The sequence below is a fragment of the Sphingomonas sp. BGYR3 genome (assembly GCF_025153455.1).
Lineage (GTDB): Bacteria > Pseudomonadota > Alphaproteobacteria > Sphingomonadales > Sphingomonadaceae > Sphingomonas.
The window spans coordinates 2,185,478-2,202,296 of the sequence record NZ_JANZNT010000001.1; the positions used below are offsets into that span (position 1 = coordinate 2,185,478).

Sequence of the window (16,819 nt, forward strand, 5' to 3'; positions counted from 1 at the left end):
CGCGTATCAGGTGCGCCCGGCGGCGAACAGGATCACGACGACGATCAGGATGGCCAGCGCCTGAAACATCACGCGCGCCTGCATCATCTTGTTCGATTTGACGCTGGATGTGGCAGGACCCTCCCCCTTCAGCTCCGCTTCCGTGGTCTGCAGGAATGCGATGATGCCGCGGATCAGCGCCACCAGCGTGGCGATCATGGCGGCGACGAGCAGGATGATGAGGAAGGTCTGCATGATGCTTATCTAAGGTGCGACCAGGCGAAATCCAAGCGGCAGTTGCCCCTGTCGCAGCCCGTCGGCCAACGCCGTGCCATCCATGCCGGCCGCGCGCAGATCGGCCAGCGATGCCGCCCGGTCCCGCTTGGCCAGCCGGCGCCCGTCCGCATCCCCGATCAGGGCGTGATGATGATAATCCGGCACGGCCAGGCCGAGCAGCGATTGCAGCAGGCGGTGGACATGGGTGGCGTGAAACAGGTCCTCTCCGCGCACCACCAACGTTACCCCCTGTGCCGCGTCATCCACCGTTACCGCCAGGTGATAGCTGGCCGGCGCATCCTTTCGCGCCAGCACGACGTCGCCGAACAGGTCGGGTCGGGCGTCGACCCGGCCTGTTCGAGCATCGCGCCACGTCAGGGGGCCGGCACGGGCAATGGCGGCGGCCATGTCCAGCCGCCAGCTATGCGCGTCGCCCGCGGCAAGGTGGGCGTGCCGTTCCGCATCAGGCAGCGCGCGGCACGTGCCGGGATAAAGCGGACCATCCGGCCCATGCGGGGCGGACAGGCTGGCCGCCACTTCGCGCGCAATGTCGGCGCGGGTGCAGAAACAGGGATAGACCAGTTTATCGGCCCGCAGCCGGGCCAGCGCCGCGCCATAGGCACCCAGCCGTTCCGACTGGAACCAGACGGGGCGTTCCCATGCCAGGCCCAGCCAGTTCAGATCGGCAAAGATCGCATCGACGAATTCGGGCCGGCTTCGCCCGGCGTCCAGATCCTCGATCCGCACGAGGAACCGGCCGCCCGCCTCCGCCGCCAGCCGTGCCGCCGTCACCGCCGACAGCGCATGGCCCAGGTGCAGCGGCCCGGTGGGGCTGGGCGCAAAACGGGTGACCACAAACTTATCCACAGATTCCTCAACATATTCGGGTTGACCCCGCCAAAGCGGCCATGCTGTCATAGTGCCGTCATCCTTTCCGGCGAAAGGGTGGCGCGCATGGTGAGGGAGACAGGATGTTTCATCCCGATCTGATCCGGCATCCCGACGGGTGCCCCGCGCTGGTGCTGAATGCGGACTATACGCCGCTCAGCTATTATCCGCTGAGCGTCTGGCCGTGGCAGACAGCGATCAAGGCCGTGTTCCTGGAACGCGTCGATATCGTCGCCCATTACGAGCGCGAGATTCGCAGCCCGACGGCGCGGATCAAGCTGCCGTCCGTCATCGCGCTGAAGCAATATGTGCGACCGTCGCAATTCCCGGCGTTCACGCGGTTCAACCTGTTCCTGCGCGACAAGTTCGCCTGTCAGTATTGCGGCAGCCCGCGCGACCTGACGTTCGATCATGTCGTGCCGCGCGCTCAGGGCGGCCGGACCACGTGGGAAAATGTCGTCACCGCCTGTGCGCCGTGCAACCTGAAAAAAGGGGGGCGGACCCCGAAACAGGCCGCAATGCCGCTGCACATCGCGCCCATTCGCCCGACCAACTGGCAGTTGCAGGAACATGGGCGGCGGTTCCCGCCCAATTACCTGCACGATACGTGGCACGACTGGCTGTACTGGGACATCGAACTGGAAGCGTGACCCGCGCATGGCCGCGGTTGCGCCATCGTTTATTGCAGCGACAGGGTGTCGGGGATATCGATGCCCGTGGCCTAGCCGTCCGTGCTTGCCGACGGCGTATTAGATAAGTAAAACACCACATCATGTTCAAATGGTTTCGCAAGGCGCCGACGCCCGATCCCCTTGCCCCCGGCGCGGAGTTCATGCCCGCTGGCCGCAGCGGTGCGGAGGCGGCGCTGCCCGCGATTGCGAAGCGGCGCTGGCTAACCTGGCGGATGGCCTCGCGGGTGACAGGCATCCTTCTGGTGCTGTTGATCCTGGCGATCGGCTGGCTGGCGCTGACGGCGCCGCTGTCCAAATCGCTGGAACCGCCCGTGCCGCCGTCGATCACATTGCTGTCCGCAGAGGGCACGCCGATCGCCCGATCGGGTGCACGGATCGAGGATCCGGTGGATGCGGCCAAGCTGCCCGACCATGTCGTCGAGGCGTTCCTGGCTATCGAGGATCGCCGGTTCCGCTCGCACTGGGGCGTGGATCCGCGCGGCATCCTGCGCGCGGTATTCCACAACAGCTTCAGCGATGGCCGGTCGCAGGGTGCCAGCACGATCACGCAGCAGCTCGCCAAGAACGCCTTCCTCAATTCCGACCGCACCTTTACCCGCAAGGCGCGGGAAGTGCTGATCGCCTTCTGGCTGGAAGCGTGGTTGACCAAGGACGAGATCCTGTCGCGCTATCTGTCGAACGTCTATTTCGGCGATAATGTCTATGGCCTGCGCGCAGCCGCCCGGCATTATTTCAGCCGGGGGCCAGAGGACCTGACCACGGCGCAGGCGGCGATGCTGGCCGGGCTGGTCAAGGCGCCGTCGCGGCTGGCCCCCACGACCAACCTTGCCGGCGCACGGGCGCGGCAGGCGCTGGTGGTGCAGGCGATGGTCGAGGCCGGGTTCCTGACCAAGGACGCGGCAGAGGCGGTGCGCCCCGCCAGCCTGCGCGTCGAAAAGAGCGATACGGTGCCGACCGGCACCTATTTCAGCGACTGGGTGCTGCCCGAGGCGCGCGACCGGGCCGGCGGCGTCGAAAACGGCGTGCAGATCCGCACCACGCTGGAAACCCGGATGCAGAAGGCGGCCGAGGGCGCGGTGAAATCCGCTCGCCTGACCAAAGCGCAGGTGGCGATCGTCGCCATGCGGCCCGACGGGCGGGTCATCGCCATGGTGGGTGGCAAGGATTACCGGCAGAACCAGTTCAACCGGGCAACGGCAGCCAACCGGCAGCCGGGATCGACGTTCAAGCTGTTCGTCTATCTGGCGGCGCTGCGTTCGGGGATGCGGCCCAGCGACCGGGTGGAGGATACGCCGCTGACCATCGCGGGGTGGAGCCCCAAGAATGACGGCGGGCGTTATCGCGGCAGCATGAGCCTGGAAGGGGCCTTTGCCTGGTCCAGCAACGTCGCTGCCGCCCGGCTGACCAATGAAGTGGGGCCGCGCGCGGTGATCCGGGCGGCCCGCGACCTGGGCGTCACATCGCCCATCCCGGCCGAGGCGACGATTGCGCTTGGTACGCCATCGGTGTCGCTGCTGGAACTGACCGCCGCCTATGCCGCCATTGCGGCGGGCGAATATCCGGTGAAGCCGCGCGGCCTGGCCGAGGATGCGGGCGGCGATTCCAGCTGGCTGAGCCGTCTGACCAGCGGGCGGCGCAGCATCGGTTCGCGCGAGCTTGAGGATATGCGTCAGCTGTTGCGGGCGGTGGTGGACAAGGGATCGGGCAGTGCCGCCCGGCTGCCCGTGCCCGTCTATGGCAAGACGGGCACGACGCAGGACAGCCGCGATGGCTGGTTCATCGGCTATGCCGAGGGTGTCGTCGTCGGCGTGTGGCTGGGCAATGACGATAATACGCCCAATCCGGGTCTGTCGGGCGGCGGCCTGCCCGCGCGGCTGTGGCGCGACGTGATGCGGCGAGCGATCGACCTGCCCGAGGATGAGCCGGTGCTGACCAACGAGACGGAGGGGCTCGATCTCGGCAATCTGATCGACGGGGTTGGCGAGGACGGCGGCGAGCCGGAGCAGGGTGAACCGGTGTTCGACGCCCAGTTGGGCGATGGCACCAGCGTGGTCATCGACCGGGAGGGCGGCGTTGAGCTGGTCCGGCCGGAGGATCGCCGCCAGCAGCGCCGCGATGCGCCGATCCAGCTTGACCTGCGCGGCCCCCGCGCGCCCGCGCCCCGGGCAGATCCGCCCGAGCCGCAGGGGGAGGGGGAATAGCCGCGCGATTGACGGGCGGCCCGGCTGGGGCATAGGGCTGCGCGCACTCTTCCCACCGGTCTTTGCAGCAGGGCTTCATGCGCTTTTTCTCCGACAACGCCGCGCCTGCCTGTCCGGCCGTGATCGACGCGATCCTGAGCGCGAACCGGCAGGACACCGCCTATGACGGGGATGCGCTGAGCGGGGCGCTCGATGCCCGCTTTTCGGCGCTGTTCGAAACGGAAGTCGCCGTGCTGTGGGTTGCGACGGGCACGGCCGCCAACTGCCTGGCGCTGGCGGCGATGTGCCCGCCCGATGGCGGCATCCTGTGCCACCGCGAGGCGCATATCATCGTCGATGAAGCAGGCGCGCCGGAGTTTTTCACCCATGGCGCGCGGCTGATGCCGCTGGAGGGCGGGGGGGCAAAGCTGACCCCGGATGTGCTGACCGCCGCGCTGGGGGCGATCCGGCCGGACGTGCATCAGGTGCAGGCCCATGCCATTTCAATCACCAACGCGACGGAATGGGGCCTGTCCTATACCCCGGACGAGGTGGCGGCGATCGGCGCGGTTGCGCGTGCCCATGGCCTTGGTCTGCACATGGATGGCGCCCGTTTCGCCAATGCGGTGGCGAATCGCGGCTGCACCCCGGCAGACATTACCTGGCGGGCGGGCGTCGATGCGCTGAGCTTTGGCTTTATCAAAAACGGCGGGATGAGTGCGGAGGCACTGGTGTTCTTCCGCCCCGAACTGGCGGCGGGCGCCCGGCGTCGGCGCAAGCGGGCTGGCCAGCTTCAATCCAAGGGCCGGTATCTGGCGGCGCAGTTGCTGGCGATGCTGGACGGCGATGTGTGGCTGGCCAATGCACGGGCCGCCAATGCGGGCGCGGCGATGCTGGCCGATGCGGCGGGCGCGCGGCTGATCCATCCGGTCGAGGCGAATGAGGTGTTCCTGCGCGTGACGGCGGATGAGGCCGCATCGCTGCGCGGACAGGGATTCGATTTCTACGACTGGGGGCCGGGCGAGGCGCGGCTTGTCGTCAGCTGGGATCAGGATGCGGCGGCGGTGCGGCCGCTGGCCGACGCGATCCGCGCCCTGTGAACGCCGGCGCCCCTGCCCCCGCGGCGTCGCGCGCCTCTGTCCTCATCCCCTTTGCCATCGTCACGCTGATCTGGGGATCGACCTGGATCGTCATCCGCGATCAATTGAGCGTGGTGCCGGCCAACTGGTCGGTCGCCTATCGCTTTGCCATTGCCGGGGTCGCCATGCTGGCCTGGGCCGCGATCCGGCGGGAGCCGATGCGGCTGGACGCGCGCGGCTGGCGCTTTGCCGCGATGCTGGGCGTCACCCAGTTCGTGCTGAATTTCAACTTCGTCTATCAGGCGGAACGGTTCATCACCTCTGGCCTGGTCGCGGTCGTCTTTGCGCTGCTGATCGTGCCCAATGCCGTCCTGTCGTGGCGGTTTCTGGGCCAGCGGGTGACGCGCGGGTTCCTGATCGGATCGGCGATCGCGATGGCGGGCACCGCGCTGCTGTTCATCCACGAACTGCGCGCCGATCTCAATGGTGCCGGCGATGTCGCGCTGGGCATCGGGATCACCCTGTTGGGTGTGATGAGCGCATCCAGCGCCAATGTGCTGCAGGGGACGCAGACAGCGCGTGCTTATCCCATGGCGACGATGCTGGGCCATGCGATGCTGATCGGTGCGGTGATCGACGCGCTGGCGGCGCTGGCGCTGGTCGGGCCGCCGGTGTTCGACTGGCGACCGGGCTATATCGCCGGGCTGCTGTTCCTGGGGATTGCCGGTTCGGCGATTGCATTTCCCCTCTATTACGGGGTCATCCGGGCGATCGGCCCGGCGCGGGCGGCCTATAACGGCGTGGTCGTGCCCGTCATCGCGATGCTGCTGTCGACGCTGTTCGAAGGCTATCGCTGGTCGGTGCTGGCCGCGCTGGGCGGCGTGCTGGTGCTGGTCGGGCTGGTGGTGGCGTTAAGGGCGCGCAGGCCCGTTCGATAATCGGGATAGTCGGGCCGCCAGCCGAGCACCCGACGGGCGCGGCCATTGGCGATCCGGCGGTTTTCCGCATAGAAATCGCGGGCCATCGGCGACAGCTTTGCCTGTTCCAGCGTCAGCAGCGGCGGCAGCGGCAGGCCGGTCAGCAGACAGGCATAGGCGATCACGTCATTCTGGCTGCACGGATGATCGTCGGCCAGGTTGTAGATGCCGGCAGGCGCCGACATGCCGGCCAGCACGCCCGATGCGATATCGTCGACATGGACGCGGCTGAATACCTGACCAGGCAGGTCGATCCGGTTGGCCCGACCTTCGCGCACCCGGTCGATGGCCGAACGGCCGGGGCCATAGATGCCGGGCAGGCGAAAGATGCTGGCCCCCAGCGCCTGCCACGCCAGATCGGCGGCCGCCCGCGCGCTGCGCCGTCCCGCACCGATGGGTGCGCGTTCATCGACCCACGCCCCGCCGGTGTCGCCGTAAACGCCGGTTGCGGACAGATAGCCCAGCCAGCCGCCATGCACCCGCAGCGCATCGCCATACCGATCGATCACCGGATCGCCTCCGGTCGCCGGATCGGGCGGGACGGAGGAAAGAAGGTGAGTCGCCGCTGCCATCGCCGCCGATACGGCATGGGCATCGTCGAACCGGATCGTCCCGTCCCGCCCGTCGCGCGTGGTGCCCATCACCACCGCGCCATGGGTCGAGGCAAGTGCGGCGATCCGCGCCGAGGTATAGCCCATGCCGAAGATTAAGAGGCGCATGTCACTTCGCCCCCGGCCCCCCGTACAGCAGGCCGAAATAATCCCCCTTTTTCCAGGTCGGCCGGGCATCGCCATTGGCGAGATCCAGCGCGATATCGGCGTTGACGCGGACAAAGGCGCTGGCCGCCGTCCAGTCGAACGGCTGTTTCATGTCGTCCGACACCTGATGATAATGTTCGTCCAGGAACAGTTTGGTTGCGGCCTGACCCGCCCCGCCGGGACCGGGTTCCAGCGAAACCGACGGCACGCCCTGCCGGACGAAGCTGTAATGATCGGTGCGCACGAAACTGGCCTGGCCGGGATCGGGATCGGGCACCAGCGCAAAGCCGCCGGCGCGCGCCGCCCGGTCCACCGCCGCCCCGATGCTGGACCGGTCCGCGCCATAGGCGACCAGATCCTGAAAGCGATAGGTCAGGATCGGCATGTCCAGATTGACGTTGGCGACGATCCGGTCCCTGGCGATGGTCGGAAACCGGGCGAAGTAATCGGAACCGATCAGCCCCTTTTCCTCGGCCGTGACGGCGACGACCAGGATCGACCGGCGCGGCGGCGTGGGCGATGCGCGCAGGGTGCGGGCCACCTCCAGCATCGCGGCGATGCCGATGGCATTGTCCATCGCGCCATTGCTGATCCGGTCGCCCTCGCCCGTCGCCCTGGTCCCGACGTGGTCGAGATGCGCGGTCAGGACGACGGCTTCCGCTGCCAGCGACGGATCGCTGCCCGGAATGCGGCCGACGACATTGGGGCTGGTCGTGCGCTCCACCGTGAAGCGTTGATCGGTGGCGATCGCCGCGTCCAGTGGGCCGCGATGCGGCAGCGGCTTGCCCGCATCGTCGGCAGCGCGGATCGCCGCCCATCGTTTTGCCCCGAACAGCTTGTCCGCCCCGGCAAAGCTGACGACGCCCAGCGCCGGCGCGCCCAGATCGCGCGGGGTACCGTCGGCATTGGCCCAGGCCATGGCGCGCGATTGCCATGCCCGCTTCATCTGATCGAAGGGATAGGCCCCCTCGATCTGGCTGGTCATCAGATAGAGGATGCCGGCCGCGCCCTTGCGCCCCGCCGTTACCGCGCGGTCGGCCCGGCTGCCCAGATGGGCGCTGATCTCGCTGTTCAGCCCCTTTGGCCCGGAATAGAGGATCGCGACGATCTTGCCGCGCACGTCCAGCCCGGCATAATCGTCGCGTCCGATTGCCGGATCGCTGATGCCGTATCCGGCAAAGACGACAGGTGCCGAAACCTGCACCCGTTCCGGCCCGGCGACAGCGCGCAGGGTAAAGTCCGTGCCGAACGCAAGCGGCGTCGCAGTGCCGCCGCGCGTCAGCGTCATTTCCGGTTCGGCGGCCGCGCTGGCAGTCACCAGTGGCACGGGTTGATACCAGTTGCCGTCCGCCCCCGCAGGTTCCAGCCCGATGGCCAGCATCTGGGCCGCCACATAGGCGGCGGCGACGTCGTAATCCGGGGTCCCCGCCTCACGCCCGCGCAGGGCGTCGTCGGCCAGGAAGGTGACATGGCCGCGCAGTTGCGATTCCTGCGCGGGATCGGGGGCGGATCGGGCAGGGGTGGTGGCGATCACCGCGATCGCCGCCCCGGCCAGCAACAGGTTCAGACGCATCGGCTTATTGCGCGCCGATGCCGCCATAGAGCGTGCCGAAGAAATCGCCCTTGTTCCAGCGCGGCCTTTCCGGTGCGTCGGCGATTTCGCGCGCGATATGATAATTCACGTCGATGAAGCGTACGCCCGACGACCAGTCGATCGTCGGCACCTGATCCAGCTGGTCGCTGGCCTGATGATAATGGGTCGACAGGAATGTATCGACCGCCGCCTTGCCCGGCCCCTTGGTGCCCGGCCACAGGAACACCGACGGAATACCCTGCTGCACGAAGCGGTAATGGTCGGACCGGACGAACAGGCCCTGTTCCGGCATGGGATCGGGCGAGAAGGTTGCCCCCGCATTGGCCGCAGCCTGGCGGACCATCGGCCCCAGCGTGGTGCGGTCGGAGCCAAAGGCGATCACGTCTTCGAACTTGTACGTGATGATCGGCATGTCGAGATTGACGTTCGCGACCAGCTTGTCCTTGGGCAGGGTCGGGTTGTTGGCAAAATAGTCGGAACCGACCAGCCCCTTTTCCTCGGCCGTGACGGCCAGGAACAGGATCGACCGGCGCGGCGGCTTGCCCGATGCCTTGAACCGCTTTGCCTCCTCGATCAGCGAGGCGATGCCGACGGCATTGTCCATCGCGCCGTTATAGATGGTGTCGCCATCCTTGGCCCGGCCCACGCCGACATGGTCGAGATGCGCGGTCAGCACCACGACCTCGTCCTTCACCGCCGGATCGCTGCCCGGCAGCAGGCCCGCGACGTTGGAGCTTTCCAGCTTGGACAGCGTCGTCTTGGTCGCCGCCTTGAGCCGCGTCTTCAGCGCAAAGGGCTTGAACACCGCATTGGCGTCCGCTGCCTTGGCCGAAATCTGTTCCCATGGCGTGCGCGATCCGGCGAACAGCTTGGCGGCGCCCGCCTGGCTCAGCACACCAAGGCTGGGGGTCGATGCAGCGGCGCTGGCCCCGCTGCCGTCCGGGCGGCCCCAGGTGACGCGCAGCGCGTCATAGCTTTGCGCCTGACGCTCGAACGGCCGCACCTGCTCGGCCGCGGCAGTTTGCAGGACGATGACGCCGATCGCGCCCTTTTTCGCGGCAACCGCGATCTTGTTGGCCACCGAACCGAAATGCGCCCGCTCTTCGCCATCGAAGCTGGCCGGCGCGCCGCTGAACAGCGCCACGATCTTGCCGCGCACATCGACGCCCGCATAATCATCGCGCTTGCGATGCGGGGCGACGACGCCCTGGCCGACGAACACGACATCGCCCTCTGTCACGCGCTCGGCCTTCTCCGAATCCGGGCTGGGGATGTAATCCTTGCCGAATTCGAGCGTCGTGCTGCCCGCAGGGCCGGTCAGGACATAATTCCCCTTGTCGGCTGTCTTGTAGCCGATCAGCGGCACGCGCTGGAAATAGCTGCCCTTGTCACCGGCCGGCTGCAACCCGGCGGCATAGAACTGCGATGCGACATATTGCGCGGCAACCTCATAGTCCGCCGTCCCCGCTTCGCGCCCCTTCAGCTGGTCGGAGGCGAGGAACATGACGTGCGCCTTCATCGCCGCTTCCGCGTCCGTCAGGGGCTGAACGGCGGGCACCTGTTGTTCCGGCGGTGCGGCAGGCCCGGTCTGGGCGAGCGCGACTGCGGGCAGGCTGGCAGAAAACAGAAGCAACGAAGCAGCAGCACGGATCATGGACAACCTCGGCAAAAGTAAGGATAGCCAAAGCCTAGCAGGCTTGCCGTCTTGCACAAGTTATACACTCGGCCCAAATCGCCGTTCAGGACGGACGCATCGCGCCGTCACCCATGTTCAGGCCCAAAAGGTAGCGCAGATGCTCGACGCCATGTCCGCCCCAGCCAGCCCGCCGGTGATCCGCCGCGACGCCTATCGCTCGCCCGACTGGCTGGTGCCGGAAGTGGCGCTGGATTTCGCGCTGGATGCGGATCGGACGATCGTGACGGCGACGCTCAGCGTGACGCGCAGCGGCGCGCATGACCGGCCGCTGGTGCTGGATGCCGATGCGCTGGAGCTGTTGTCCGTGTCGATCGACGGCACCGATCATCCCGCGACGATCGAGGACGGCCGGTTGACGCTGCCGCTGACCGGGAACAGCCACCGCGTCACCACCACGGTCGCGATTGCCCCGGCCAGCAATACCCAGCTGATGGGGCTTTATGCCTCTGGCGGCAATCTGTGCACCCAGTGCGAGGCAGAGGGGTTTCGCCGGATCACGCCGTTCCCCGATCGTCCCGACATCCTTGCCCGGTACACGGTGCGGATGACGGCGGACAAGGCGCGCTATCCCGTCCTGCTGTCCAACGGCGATCCGGTCGGTTCGGGCGAGTTGCCGGACGGGCGGCACTGGGCCGAATGGAACGATCCCTTTCCCAAGCCCAGCTATTTGTTCGCGCTGGTCGCCGGCGATCTGGCCGCCGCGCGGGACAGCTTCACCACGATGAGCGGCCGGGTGGTCCAGCTGGGCATCTGGGTGCGCGAGCGCGATCTGGACAAGACGGGCCATGCGCTGGCCGCGCTCAAGACCGCGATGCGCTGGGACGAGGAGGTCTATGGCCGCGAATACGACCTGGATGTGTTCAACATCGTCGCGGTCGATGATTTCAATTTCGGCGCGATGGAGAACAAGGGGCTGAACGTCTTTAACAGCCGCTACATCCTGGCCGATCCCGAAACCGCGACCGATTATGATTACGATGCGGTGGCGGCGGTCGTCGCCCACGAATATTTCCACAACTGGTCGGGCAATCGCGTCACGTGCCGCGACTGGTTTCAGCTGAGCCTGAAAGAAGGCTTTACCGTCTATCGCGATCAGAGCTTTTCGGCCGATCAGGGCAGCGCCGCCGTCAAGCGGATCGAGGATGTCCGGTCGCTGCGCGCGGCGCAGTTTCCCGAAGATGCCGGGCCGCTGGCGCATCCGGTGCGCCCGGAAAGCTATCTGGAAATCTCGAACTTCTACACCGCGACCATTTACAATAAAGGTGCGGAGCTGATCCGGATGATGGCCGCGATCCTGGGGCCCGACCGGTTCCGGGCGGGCAGCGACCTGTATTTCGACCGGTATGACGGCACCGCCGCGACGTGCGAGGATTTTGTCGCGTGCATGGAGGAGGCGGGCGGCGTCGACCTTGGCCAGTTCCGCCTGTGGTATTCGCAGGCCGGAACGCCGCGCGTGTCGGCGCGGCTCGACCATGATCCCGCCGCGGCCACCGCGACGCTGACCCTGCGCCAGAGCGTGCCGCCAACGCCGGGCCAGCCGTCCAAGCAGCCGATGCACCTGCCGCTGCGCACCCGCCTGTTCGGTTCGGAAAGCACGGGGCCGCTTGGCCCGGAACAGCTGATCGAGATGCGCGACGAGCAGACGGTGGTGACGTTCGCCAATATTGCCGAGCGGCCGGTGCTGTCGATCAATCGCGGCTTTTCCGCTCCGGTGGTGGTGGAGGGCAACCGGTCGCCCCGCGACCTCGCCTTTTTGTCCGCGCATGACGACGATCCGTTCGCGCGGTACGAGGCGATGCAGCAGCTGATGCTGGAAACGCTGGTGACGGCGGTGGCCGAGGGCCGCGCGGATCATCAGCCGGTGGTGGAGGCGGTGCGCGGCACGCTGACCAATGCCGAACTCGATCCCGCATTCGTGGCAGAGGCGGTGTTGCTGCCGTCCGAAGCGTTCATCGGCGATCAGATGGCGACCGTCGATCCCGAAGCGATCTTTCGCGCACGCGAATCGCTGCGCCGGGATATCGGGCGGGCGATGGAGGGCGAATGGCGTGCCGCCTATGACCGCGCGCACGTCAACCGGTTCGAATATTCGCCGGCGGCCAAGGGGCTGCGGCGGATCAAGACCGTGGCGCTCGGCTATATCGCCGCATCGGGCGCGCCGGATGCCGCCGATCTGGCCTTTGCCCAGTTCGATCGTGCCGACAACATGACCGACCGGCAGGGCGCGCTGTCCACGCTGACCAATTCCCAGTCGGACAAGCGGATCGCCGCGCTGGATATCTTTTATCAGCGGTATCGCGACAATGCCCTGGTGCTGGACAAATGGTTCACCACCCAGGCGCTGTCGTCGCGCGACGACGCGCTGGAAAGTGTGATGGCGCTGGCCACCCACCCCGATTTCTCGCTGGCCAATCCCAACCGCGCGCGATCGCTGGTCGGGGCGTTCGGGGTCAATCAGCGGGCGTTTCACCGCGCCGATGGCAGCGGTTATCGGTTCCTTGCCGATCAGCTGATCGCGCTTGACCGCATCAACCCGCAGACCGCCGCCAAGCTGTTGCCGCCACTGGGTCGGTGGCGCCGGTTCGATGCGGCGCGGGGCGAACAGATGCGGGCGGAACTGTCGCGCATCCTTGCCCAGCCGGGGCTGAGCAAGGACCTGTTTGAACAGGCGTCAAAAAGCGTCGAGGGATAAGGCGGGCCGGCCATCCGCTGCGATCCGGGGACGGGCGCAGGACGGGACGGCCGGTGCCCCGTTCAATGCGGCGCTGGCGGGTTCAGCCATAGGCGCGGGCAAAAAAGACGATCGTCGTCGCGGCGGTCACCGCCAGCGTCCATAGCCGGACCGCAGCTGGCGGCAGCCGCTTGCCCAGATGCGCGCCGCCCCATCCGCCCAGGATCGCGCCCGCCAGCATCGGCAGGCAGCTTTTCCAGTCGATCATCCCAAAACCGATGAACACGATCGCCGCCGCCATGTTGGCCGCAGCCAGCATCAGCGTGCGCGGCGCGAACAGGCTGCGCGGATCAAGCCCGGCGAGCAGACCATAGGTCGCCGTCATCATCATGCCGACACCGCCGCCGAAATAGCCGCCGTAAATGCCCAGCACCCCCTGTGCCGTCAGCAGCGTCCGCCGCCCGATGGTCGTCCGCGCGCGCAGCCAGTCCGCCGCCCGCTTGCCAAAGGCGATGACGACGAACGCCAGCAGCAGCAGCCAGGGGATGATCACATCGAACGTGCGGGTCGGCGTCAGGACCAGCAACAGGCTGCCCAGCAGACCGCCGGCAAAGCAGATCGCAACCAGCAGCGGAACGGCGACTCCGCCCAGCGGGCGCAGTTCGCGGCGAAAGCTCCAGGCGCTGGTGATCGCGCCGGGCAGCAGAGCCATGTTGGACGTGGCATTGGCGACGGTCGCGGGCAGACCGAGCGCGATCAGCGCGGGCAGGGTGGCAAAGGTGCCGCCGCCCGCCAGCGCGTTCATCGCACCGCCCAGCATCCCGGCACCCACGGCCAGCAAAAGTGTTTCCGTCATCGCCCGGTCCTAGCCGTTTTGGACAGGGGTGCGAAGCGGCAGTGCTTGGACGATGGCGGCATCGTTCCTATCTGGACGCCAGCATCAGGGAGCCTGTTACCCGTGAATTACCTGCATACCATGATCCGCGTCACCGATCCCGACGCGACCGTCCGCTTCTTCAACCTGCTCGGCCTTCAGGAAACCAAGCGGATGGACAGCCAGGGCGGACGCTTCACCCTCATCTTCCTTGCCGCGCCGGGCGATATCGATCCCGCGACCGGGCGGGGCAAGGCGGAGGTCGAGCTGACCTATAACTGGCCGCCCGAGGATGGCAGCGCGCCGGAAACCTATTCCGGCGGCCGCAATTTCGGGCACCTCGCCTATCGCGTCGACAATATCTACGACACCTGCCAGCGGCTGATGGATGCCGGCGTGACGATCAACCGGCCGCCGCGCGACGGGCACATGGCGTTCGTGCGCACGCCGGACAATATCTCGGTCGAGCTGCTTCAGGCGGGCGATGCCCTTGCCCCGGCCGAACCCTGGGCGTCGATGCCCAATACCGGCGTCTGGTAAGGTCATGACCGCGCCGCTGGAGATCGTCCGGATCCCCGTGCTCAGCGACAATTATGTCTGGCTGGTCCACGAACCGGTGTCGGGTGAGACGATCGTGGTCGATCCCGCGGTGGCGGAACCCGTCCTGGCGGCGGCGGATGCGCGCGACTGGCGGATCGGGGCGGTGTGGAACACGCACTGGCACCCGGATCACACCGGCGGCAATCAGGGGATCAAGGACGCGACCGGCGCAACGGTGATCGCGCCGGCGGCAGAGGCGGCAAAGATTCCCACCGCCGATCGTCTGGTGGCCGAGGGCGACCGGGTGATGCTTGGCGTAGTGTCGGCACAGGTGCTGGCGGTGCCGGCCCATACGGCCGGTCACATCGCCTATCATCTGCCCGATGCCGCCACGATTTTCGTTGGCGACACGCTGTTCGCCATGGGTTGCGGGCGGCTGTTCGAGGGGACGGCGGCGCAGATGTTCGGCAATATGCAGCGGCTGGCGCTGCTGCCCCCCGATACCTCCGTTTACTGTGCCCACGAATATACCCTGTCCAATGGCCGCTTTGCCGCGCATGTCGAGCCCGGTAACAGGGCAATTGCGGCGCGGCTGGCCGAAGTGGCGGCGATGCGCGAGCGGGGGGAGGCGACGGTGCCGACCAGCATCGCGGCGGAATTGGCCACCAATCCGTTCATGCGGGCGACGACGGCGGAGCAGCTGGCCGAACTGCGCGCCGTAAAGGATGCGTTCAGGGGATAGGGCCGACGCTGAAGATCGGGTATATTGCTGCATCCGAACAGGGAGAGGGCATGTCATGAGATCAGCTATCGTCACCGCAGCGGCGCTGCTGATCGCCGGATGCGCCGCAACCCCCGAACAGATCGCCAGTGACCAGGCCGAGGCGGCGAAGGATTTTGCCACGGCGACCAAGGGCCGCGTTGCCGGCAAGCCGCAGCAGTGCATCGAGAATATCGGCGTGGACGGGCCGCAGATCATCGGCAACGACCGGCTGATCTATCGCCAGGGCGGCAAGCGCATCTGGGTGACGCAGCTGCGCAGCGAATGCCCGGGTCTTCGCCCGCAGGACAGCATCATCATTGCCGAGGTGTTCGGCGGACAGACCTGTCGCAACGACCGGTTTCGCGTCGTGCAGCGCGGGAACACCATTCCCGGCGCCTATTGCTTCTTCGGCGATTTCGTCCCCTATGACCGGGCGGAGTGACCCCCGCCCGGCCGAAGGGCATTACAGGACGTAGCGGCTGAGATCGGTGTTGCGGGCGATGCCCGACAGCTGTTTTTCGACATAGGCGGCATCGACCGTCAGCGTCTGGCCGGTGCGATCCTCTGCATCGAAGCTGACTTCTTCCAGCAGCTTTTCCATCACCGTCTGAAGCCGCCGCGCGCCGATATTCTCGACGCTGTCGTTCACGTCCGCCGCGATGCGGGCGATGGCGAGGATGCCGTCATCGGTAAAGCTGACGCTGACCTGTTCGGTGCCGAGCAGGGCGACATATTGCTGAAGCAGCGATGCCTTTGTGTCCGACAGGATCGCCACGAAATCCTCGACCGTCAGCGCCTTCAGCTCGACGCGGATCGGCAGGCGGCCCTGAAGCTCGGGCAACAGGTCGCTCGGCTTGGCGACGTGGAAGGCGCCCGAGGCGATGAAGAGCACGTGATCGGTCTTCATCGGTCCATATTTGGTGGCGACCGTCGTCCCCTCGATCAGGGGCAGCAGGTCGCGCTGCACGCCTTCACGGCTGACCGATCCGCCGCGCACGTCGCTGACCGCGATCTTGTCGATCTCGTCCAGGAACACGATCCCGTTGGCCTCTGCATCCGCAAGCGCGACGCGGGCCACATCGTCCTGGTCGAGCCGCTTGTCCGCCTCTTCCTCGACCAGTTTGGCCCAGGCGGCGGGAACGGCCAGCTTGCGGCGCTTCAGGTTGTTCTGACCGAACGCCTTGCCCATCATTTCACTGAGGTTGATCATGCCGACATTGGCGCCGCCGGGGATTTCGAACGGCATCTGCGGCGCAGCCTCCACCTCGATCTCGATTTCCTTGTCATCGAGATGGCCGTCGCGGAACCGCTGGGCAAAGGCCTCCCGCGTTGCCTGGGAACTGTCCTTGCCGGTCAGCGCGTCGAGCAGGCGTGCCAGGGCGGCCTCCTCTGCCTTGTCCTTCACCGCGATGCGGCGGCGTTCCTTTTCAAGGCGGATCGATTCCTCGACCAGGTCGCGGGCGATCTGTTCGACGTCGCGGCCGACATAGCCGACTTCGGTGAACTTGGTCGCTTCGACCTTGACGAACGGGGCGTCGGCCAGCTTGGCCAGACGACGGCTGATCTCTGTCTTGCCGCAGCCGGTCGGGCCGATCATCAGAATGTTTTTCGGGCTGACCTCGTCGCGCAGATCGGGGCTGAGCTGTTGCCGGCGCCAGCGGTTGCGCAGCGCGACGGCGACGGCGCGCTTGGCATCCGCCTGGCCGATGATGTGGTCGTCCAGCGCGCGGACGATCGTTTTTGGGGTGAGGGTGTCGTTCATGGGTCTCTTCTCAAGCCCCTCCCCTTCAGGGGAGGGGTTGGGGGTGGGGCAGTCCAGCAGGCGATGGGCTCGGTGAGACGCATAGGCCCC

15 protein-coding genes are annotated in these 16,819 nt (G+C 66.9%); 8 read left to right on the forward strand and 7 right to left on the reverse strand.

Translation table 11 applies throughout. The features are described from left to right. Nucleotides 1-6: 6 nt before the first annotated feature. Entirely contained in the window at nucleotides 7-234 is a 228-nt protein-coding gene (locus tag NYR55_RS10355) for a twin transmembrane helix small protein (protein ID WP_260021208.1), read from the reverse strand. A gap of 9 nt (nucleotides 235-243) precedes the next feature. Continuing rightward, a complete protein-coding gene (gene gluQRS / locus NYR55_RS10360; RefSeq protein WP_260021209.1) occupies nucleotides 244-1,122 on the reverse strand; it encodes a tRNA glutamyl-Q(34) synthetase GluQRS in 879 nt (292 codons plus the stop codon). 104 nt (nucleotides 1,123-1,226) lie between these two features. Between gluQRS and NYR55_RS10365 the strand changes: the two genes are divergently transcribed. The 4 genes from NYR55_RS10365 to NYR55_RS10380 all read left to right on the forward strand — a co-directional run bounded on the left by NYR55_RS10365 (nucleotide 1,227) and on the right by NYR55_RS10380 (nucleotide 6,032). After that, on the forward strand, nucleotides 1,227-1,793 hold the full coding sequence (locus tag NYR55_RS10365) for an HNH endonuclease (protein ID WP_260021211.1): 567 nt from the start codon (nucleotides 1,227-1,229) through the stop codon (nucleotides 1,791-1,793). 122 nt (nucleotides 1,794-1,915) lie between these two features. Further along, nucleotides 1,916-4,036 carry a PBP1A family penicillin-binding protein gene (locus NYR55_RS10370; protein ID WP_260021213.1) on the forward strand — a complete coding sequence of 707 codons (2,121 nt, stop codon included), beginning with the start codon at nucleotides 1,916-1,918 and terminating at the stop codon, nucleotides 4,034-4,036. Between the two features lie 77 nt (nucleotides 4,037-4,113). After that, the gene (locus NYR55_RS10375; protein ID WP_260021215.1) at nucleotides 4,114-5,115 is read left to right on the forward strand and encodes a beta-eliminating lyase-related protein; all 1,002 of its coding nucleotides are present in this window, start codon (nucleotides 4,114-4,116) and stop codon (nucleotides 5,113-5,115) included. Continuing rightward, complete coding sequence (locus NYR55_RS10380; protein WP_260021216.1) at nucleotides 5,112-6,032, forward strand: EamA family transporter; 921 nt, start codon at nucleotides 5,112-5,114, stop codon at nucleotides 6,030-6,032. The genes NYR55_RS10375 and NYR55_RS10380 overlap by 4 nt, the downstream gene beginning before the upstream one ends. Here NYR55_RS10380 and NYR55_RS10385 read toward each other — a convergent pair. Genes NYR55_RS10385 through NYR55_RS10395 form a run of 3 tightly spaced genes read right to left on the reverse strand, consistent with a single transcriptional unit; the run spans nucleotide 5,942 to nucleotide 10,056 of the window. Beyond that, nucleotides 5,942-6,790, reverse strand: a complete 849-nt coding sequence (locus tag NYR55_RS10385; RefSeq protein WP_260021218.1) for an NAD(P)-dependent oxidoreductase — start codon at nucleotides 6,788-6,790, stop codon at nucleotides 5,942-5,944. The two genes, NYR55_RS10380 and NYR55_RS10385, sit on opposite strands and share 91 nt — an antisense overlap. A gap of 1 nt (nucleotide 6,791) precedes the next feature. Next, entirely contained in the window at nucleotides 6,792-8,402 is a 1,611-nt protein-coding gene (locus NYR55_RS10390) for a M28 family metallopeptidase (protein ID WP_260021220.1), read from the reverse strand. 4 nt (nucleotides 8,403-8,406) lie between these two features. Further along, nucleotides 8,407-10,056, reverse strand: a complete 1,650-nt coding sequence (locus NYR55_RS10395; RefSeq protein WP_347709666.1) for a M28 family metallopeptidase — start codon at nucleotides 10,054-10,056, stop codon at nucleotides 8,407-8,409. Between the two features lie 160 nt (nucleotides 10,057-10,216). Here NYR55_RS10395 and pepN point away from each other — a divergent pair, with 160 nt between their 5' ends. Then, nucleotides 10,217-12,811: an aminopeptidase N gene (pepN, locus tag NYR55_RS10400; protein WP_260021224.1), complete on the forward strand. Its 2,595-nt coding sequence runs from the start codon at nucleotides 10,217-10,219 to the stop codon at nucleotides 12,809-12,811. 82 nt (nucleotides 12,812-12,893) lie between these two features. Here the strand turns inward: pepN and NYR55_RS10405 are convergent, their stop codons facing one another. Continuing rightward, the gene (locus NYR55_RS10405) at nucleotides 12,894-13,646 is read right to left on the reverse strand and encodes a sulfite exporter TauE/SafE family protein (protein ID WP_260021225.1); all 753 of its coding nucleotides are present in this window, start codon (nucleotides 13,644-13,646) and stop codon (nucleotides 12,894-12,896) included. 120 nt (nucleotides 13,647-13,766) lie between these two features. Between NYR55_RS10405 and NYR55_RS10410 the strand changes: the two genes are divergently transcribed. Genes NYR55_RS10410 through NYR55_RS10420 form a run of 3 tightly spaced genes read left to right on the forward strand, consistent with a single transcriptional unit; the run spans nucleotide 13,767 to nucleotide 15,409 of the window. Continuing rightward, nucleotides 13,767-14,204 carry a VOC family protein gene (locus NYR55_RS10410; RefSeq protein ID WP_260021632.1) on the forward strand — a complete coding sequence of 146 codons (438 nt, stop codon included), beginning with the start codon at nucleotides 13,767-13,769 and terminating at the stop codon, nucleotides 14,202-14,204. Between the two features lie 4 nt (nucleotides 14,205-14,208). Further along, nucleotides 14,209-14,946 carry a hydroxyacylglutathione hydrolase gene (gene gloB / locus NYR55_RS10415; protein WP_260021226.1) on the forward strand — a complete coding sequence of 246 codons (738 nt, stop codon included), beginning with the start codon at nucleotides 14,209-14,211 and terminating at the stop codon, nucleotides 14,944-14,946. A gap of 55 nt (nucleotides 14,947-15,001) precedes the next feature. Continuing rightward, nucleotides 15,002-15,409 carry a DUF6491 family protein gene (locus NYR55_RS10420; protein WP_260021227.1) on the forward strand — a complete coding sequence of 136 codons (408 nt, stop codon included), beginning with the start codon at nucleotides 15,002-15,004 and terminating at the stop codon, nucleotides 15,407-15,409. Nucleotides 15,410-15,430: 21 nt separating this feature from the next. Here the strand turns inward: NYR55_RS10420 and hslU are convergent, their stop codons facing one another. Continuing rightward, a complete protein-coding gene (gene hslU, locus NYR55_RS10425; RefSeq protein ID WP_260021228.1) occupies nucleotides 15,431-16,729 on the reverse strand; it encodes an ATP-dependent protease ATPase subunit HslU in 1,299 nt (432 codons plus the stop codon). Nucleotides 16,730-16,819 lie beyond the last annotated feature (90 nt).

Coding starts and splice junctions, on each gene's coding strand:
- NYR55_RS10355 (WP_260021208.1), bottom strand. CDS start 234: ATGCAGACCTTCCTCATCATCCTGCTCGTCGCCGCCATGATCGCCACG.
- NYR55_RS10365 (WP_260021211.1), top strand. CDS start 1,227: ATGTTTCATCCCGATCTGATCCGGCATCCCGACGGGTGCCCCGCGCTG.
- NYR55_RS10370 (WP_260021213.1), top strand. CDS start 1,916: ATGTTCAAATGGTTTCGCAAGGCGCCGACGCCCGATCCCCTTGCCCCC.
- NYR55_RS10375 (WP_260021215.1), top strand. CDS start 4,114: ATGCGCTTTTTCTCCGACAACGCCGCGCCTGCCTGTCCGGCCGTGATC.
- NYR55_RS10385 (WP_260021218.1), bottom strand. CDS start 6,790: ATGCGCCTCTTAATCTTCGGCATGGGCTATACCTCGGCGCGGATCGCC.
- NYR55_RS10390 (WP_260021220.1), bottom strand. CDS start 8,402: ATGCGTCTGAACCTGTTGCTGGCCGGGGCGGCGATCGCGGTGATCGCC.
- pepN (WP_260021224.1), top strand. CDS start 10,217: ATGCTCGACGCCATGTCCGCCCCAGCCAGCCCGCCGGTGATCCGCCGC.
- NYR55_RS10405 (WP_260021225.1), bottom strand. CDS start 13,646: ATGACGGAAACACTTTTGCTGGCCGTGGGTGCCGGGATGCTGGGCGGT.
- NYR55_RS10410 (WP_260021632.1), top strand. CDS start 13,767: ATGATCCGCGTCACCGATCCCGACGCGACCGTCCGCTTCTTCAACCTG.
- gloB (WP_260021226.1), top strand. CDS start 14,209: ATGACCGCGCCGCTGGAGATCGTCCGGATCCCCGTGCTCAGCGACAAT.
- NYR55_RS10420 (WP_260021227.1), top strand. CDS start 15,002: ATGAGATCAGCTATCGTCACCGCAGCGGCGCTGCTGATCGCCGGATGC.
- hslU (WP_260021228.1), bottom strand. CDS start 16,729: ATGAACGACACCCTCACCCCAAAAACGATCGTCCGCGCGCTGGACGAC.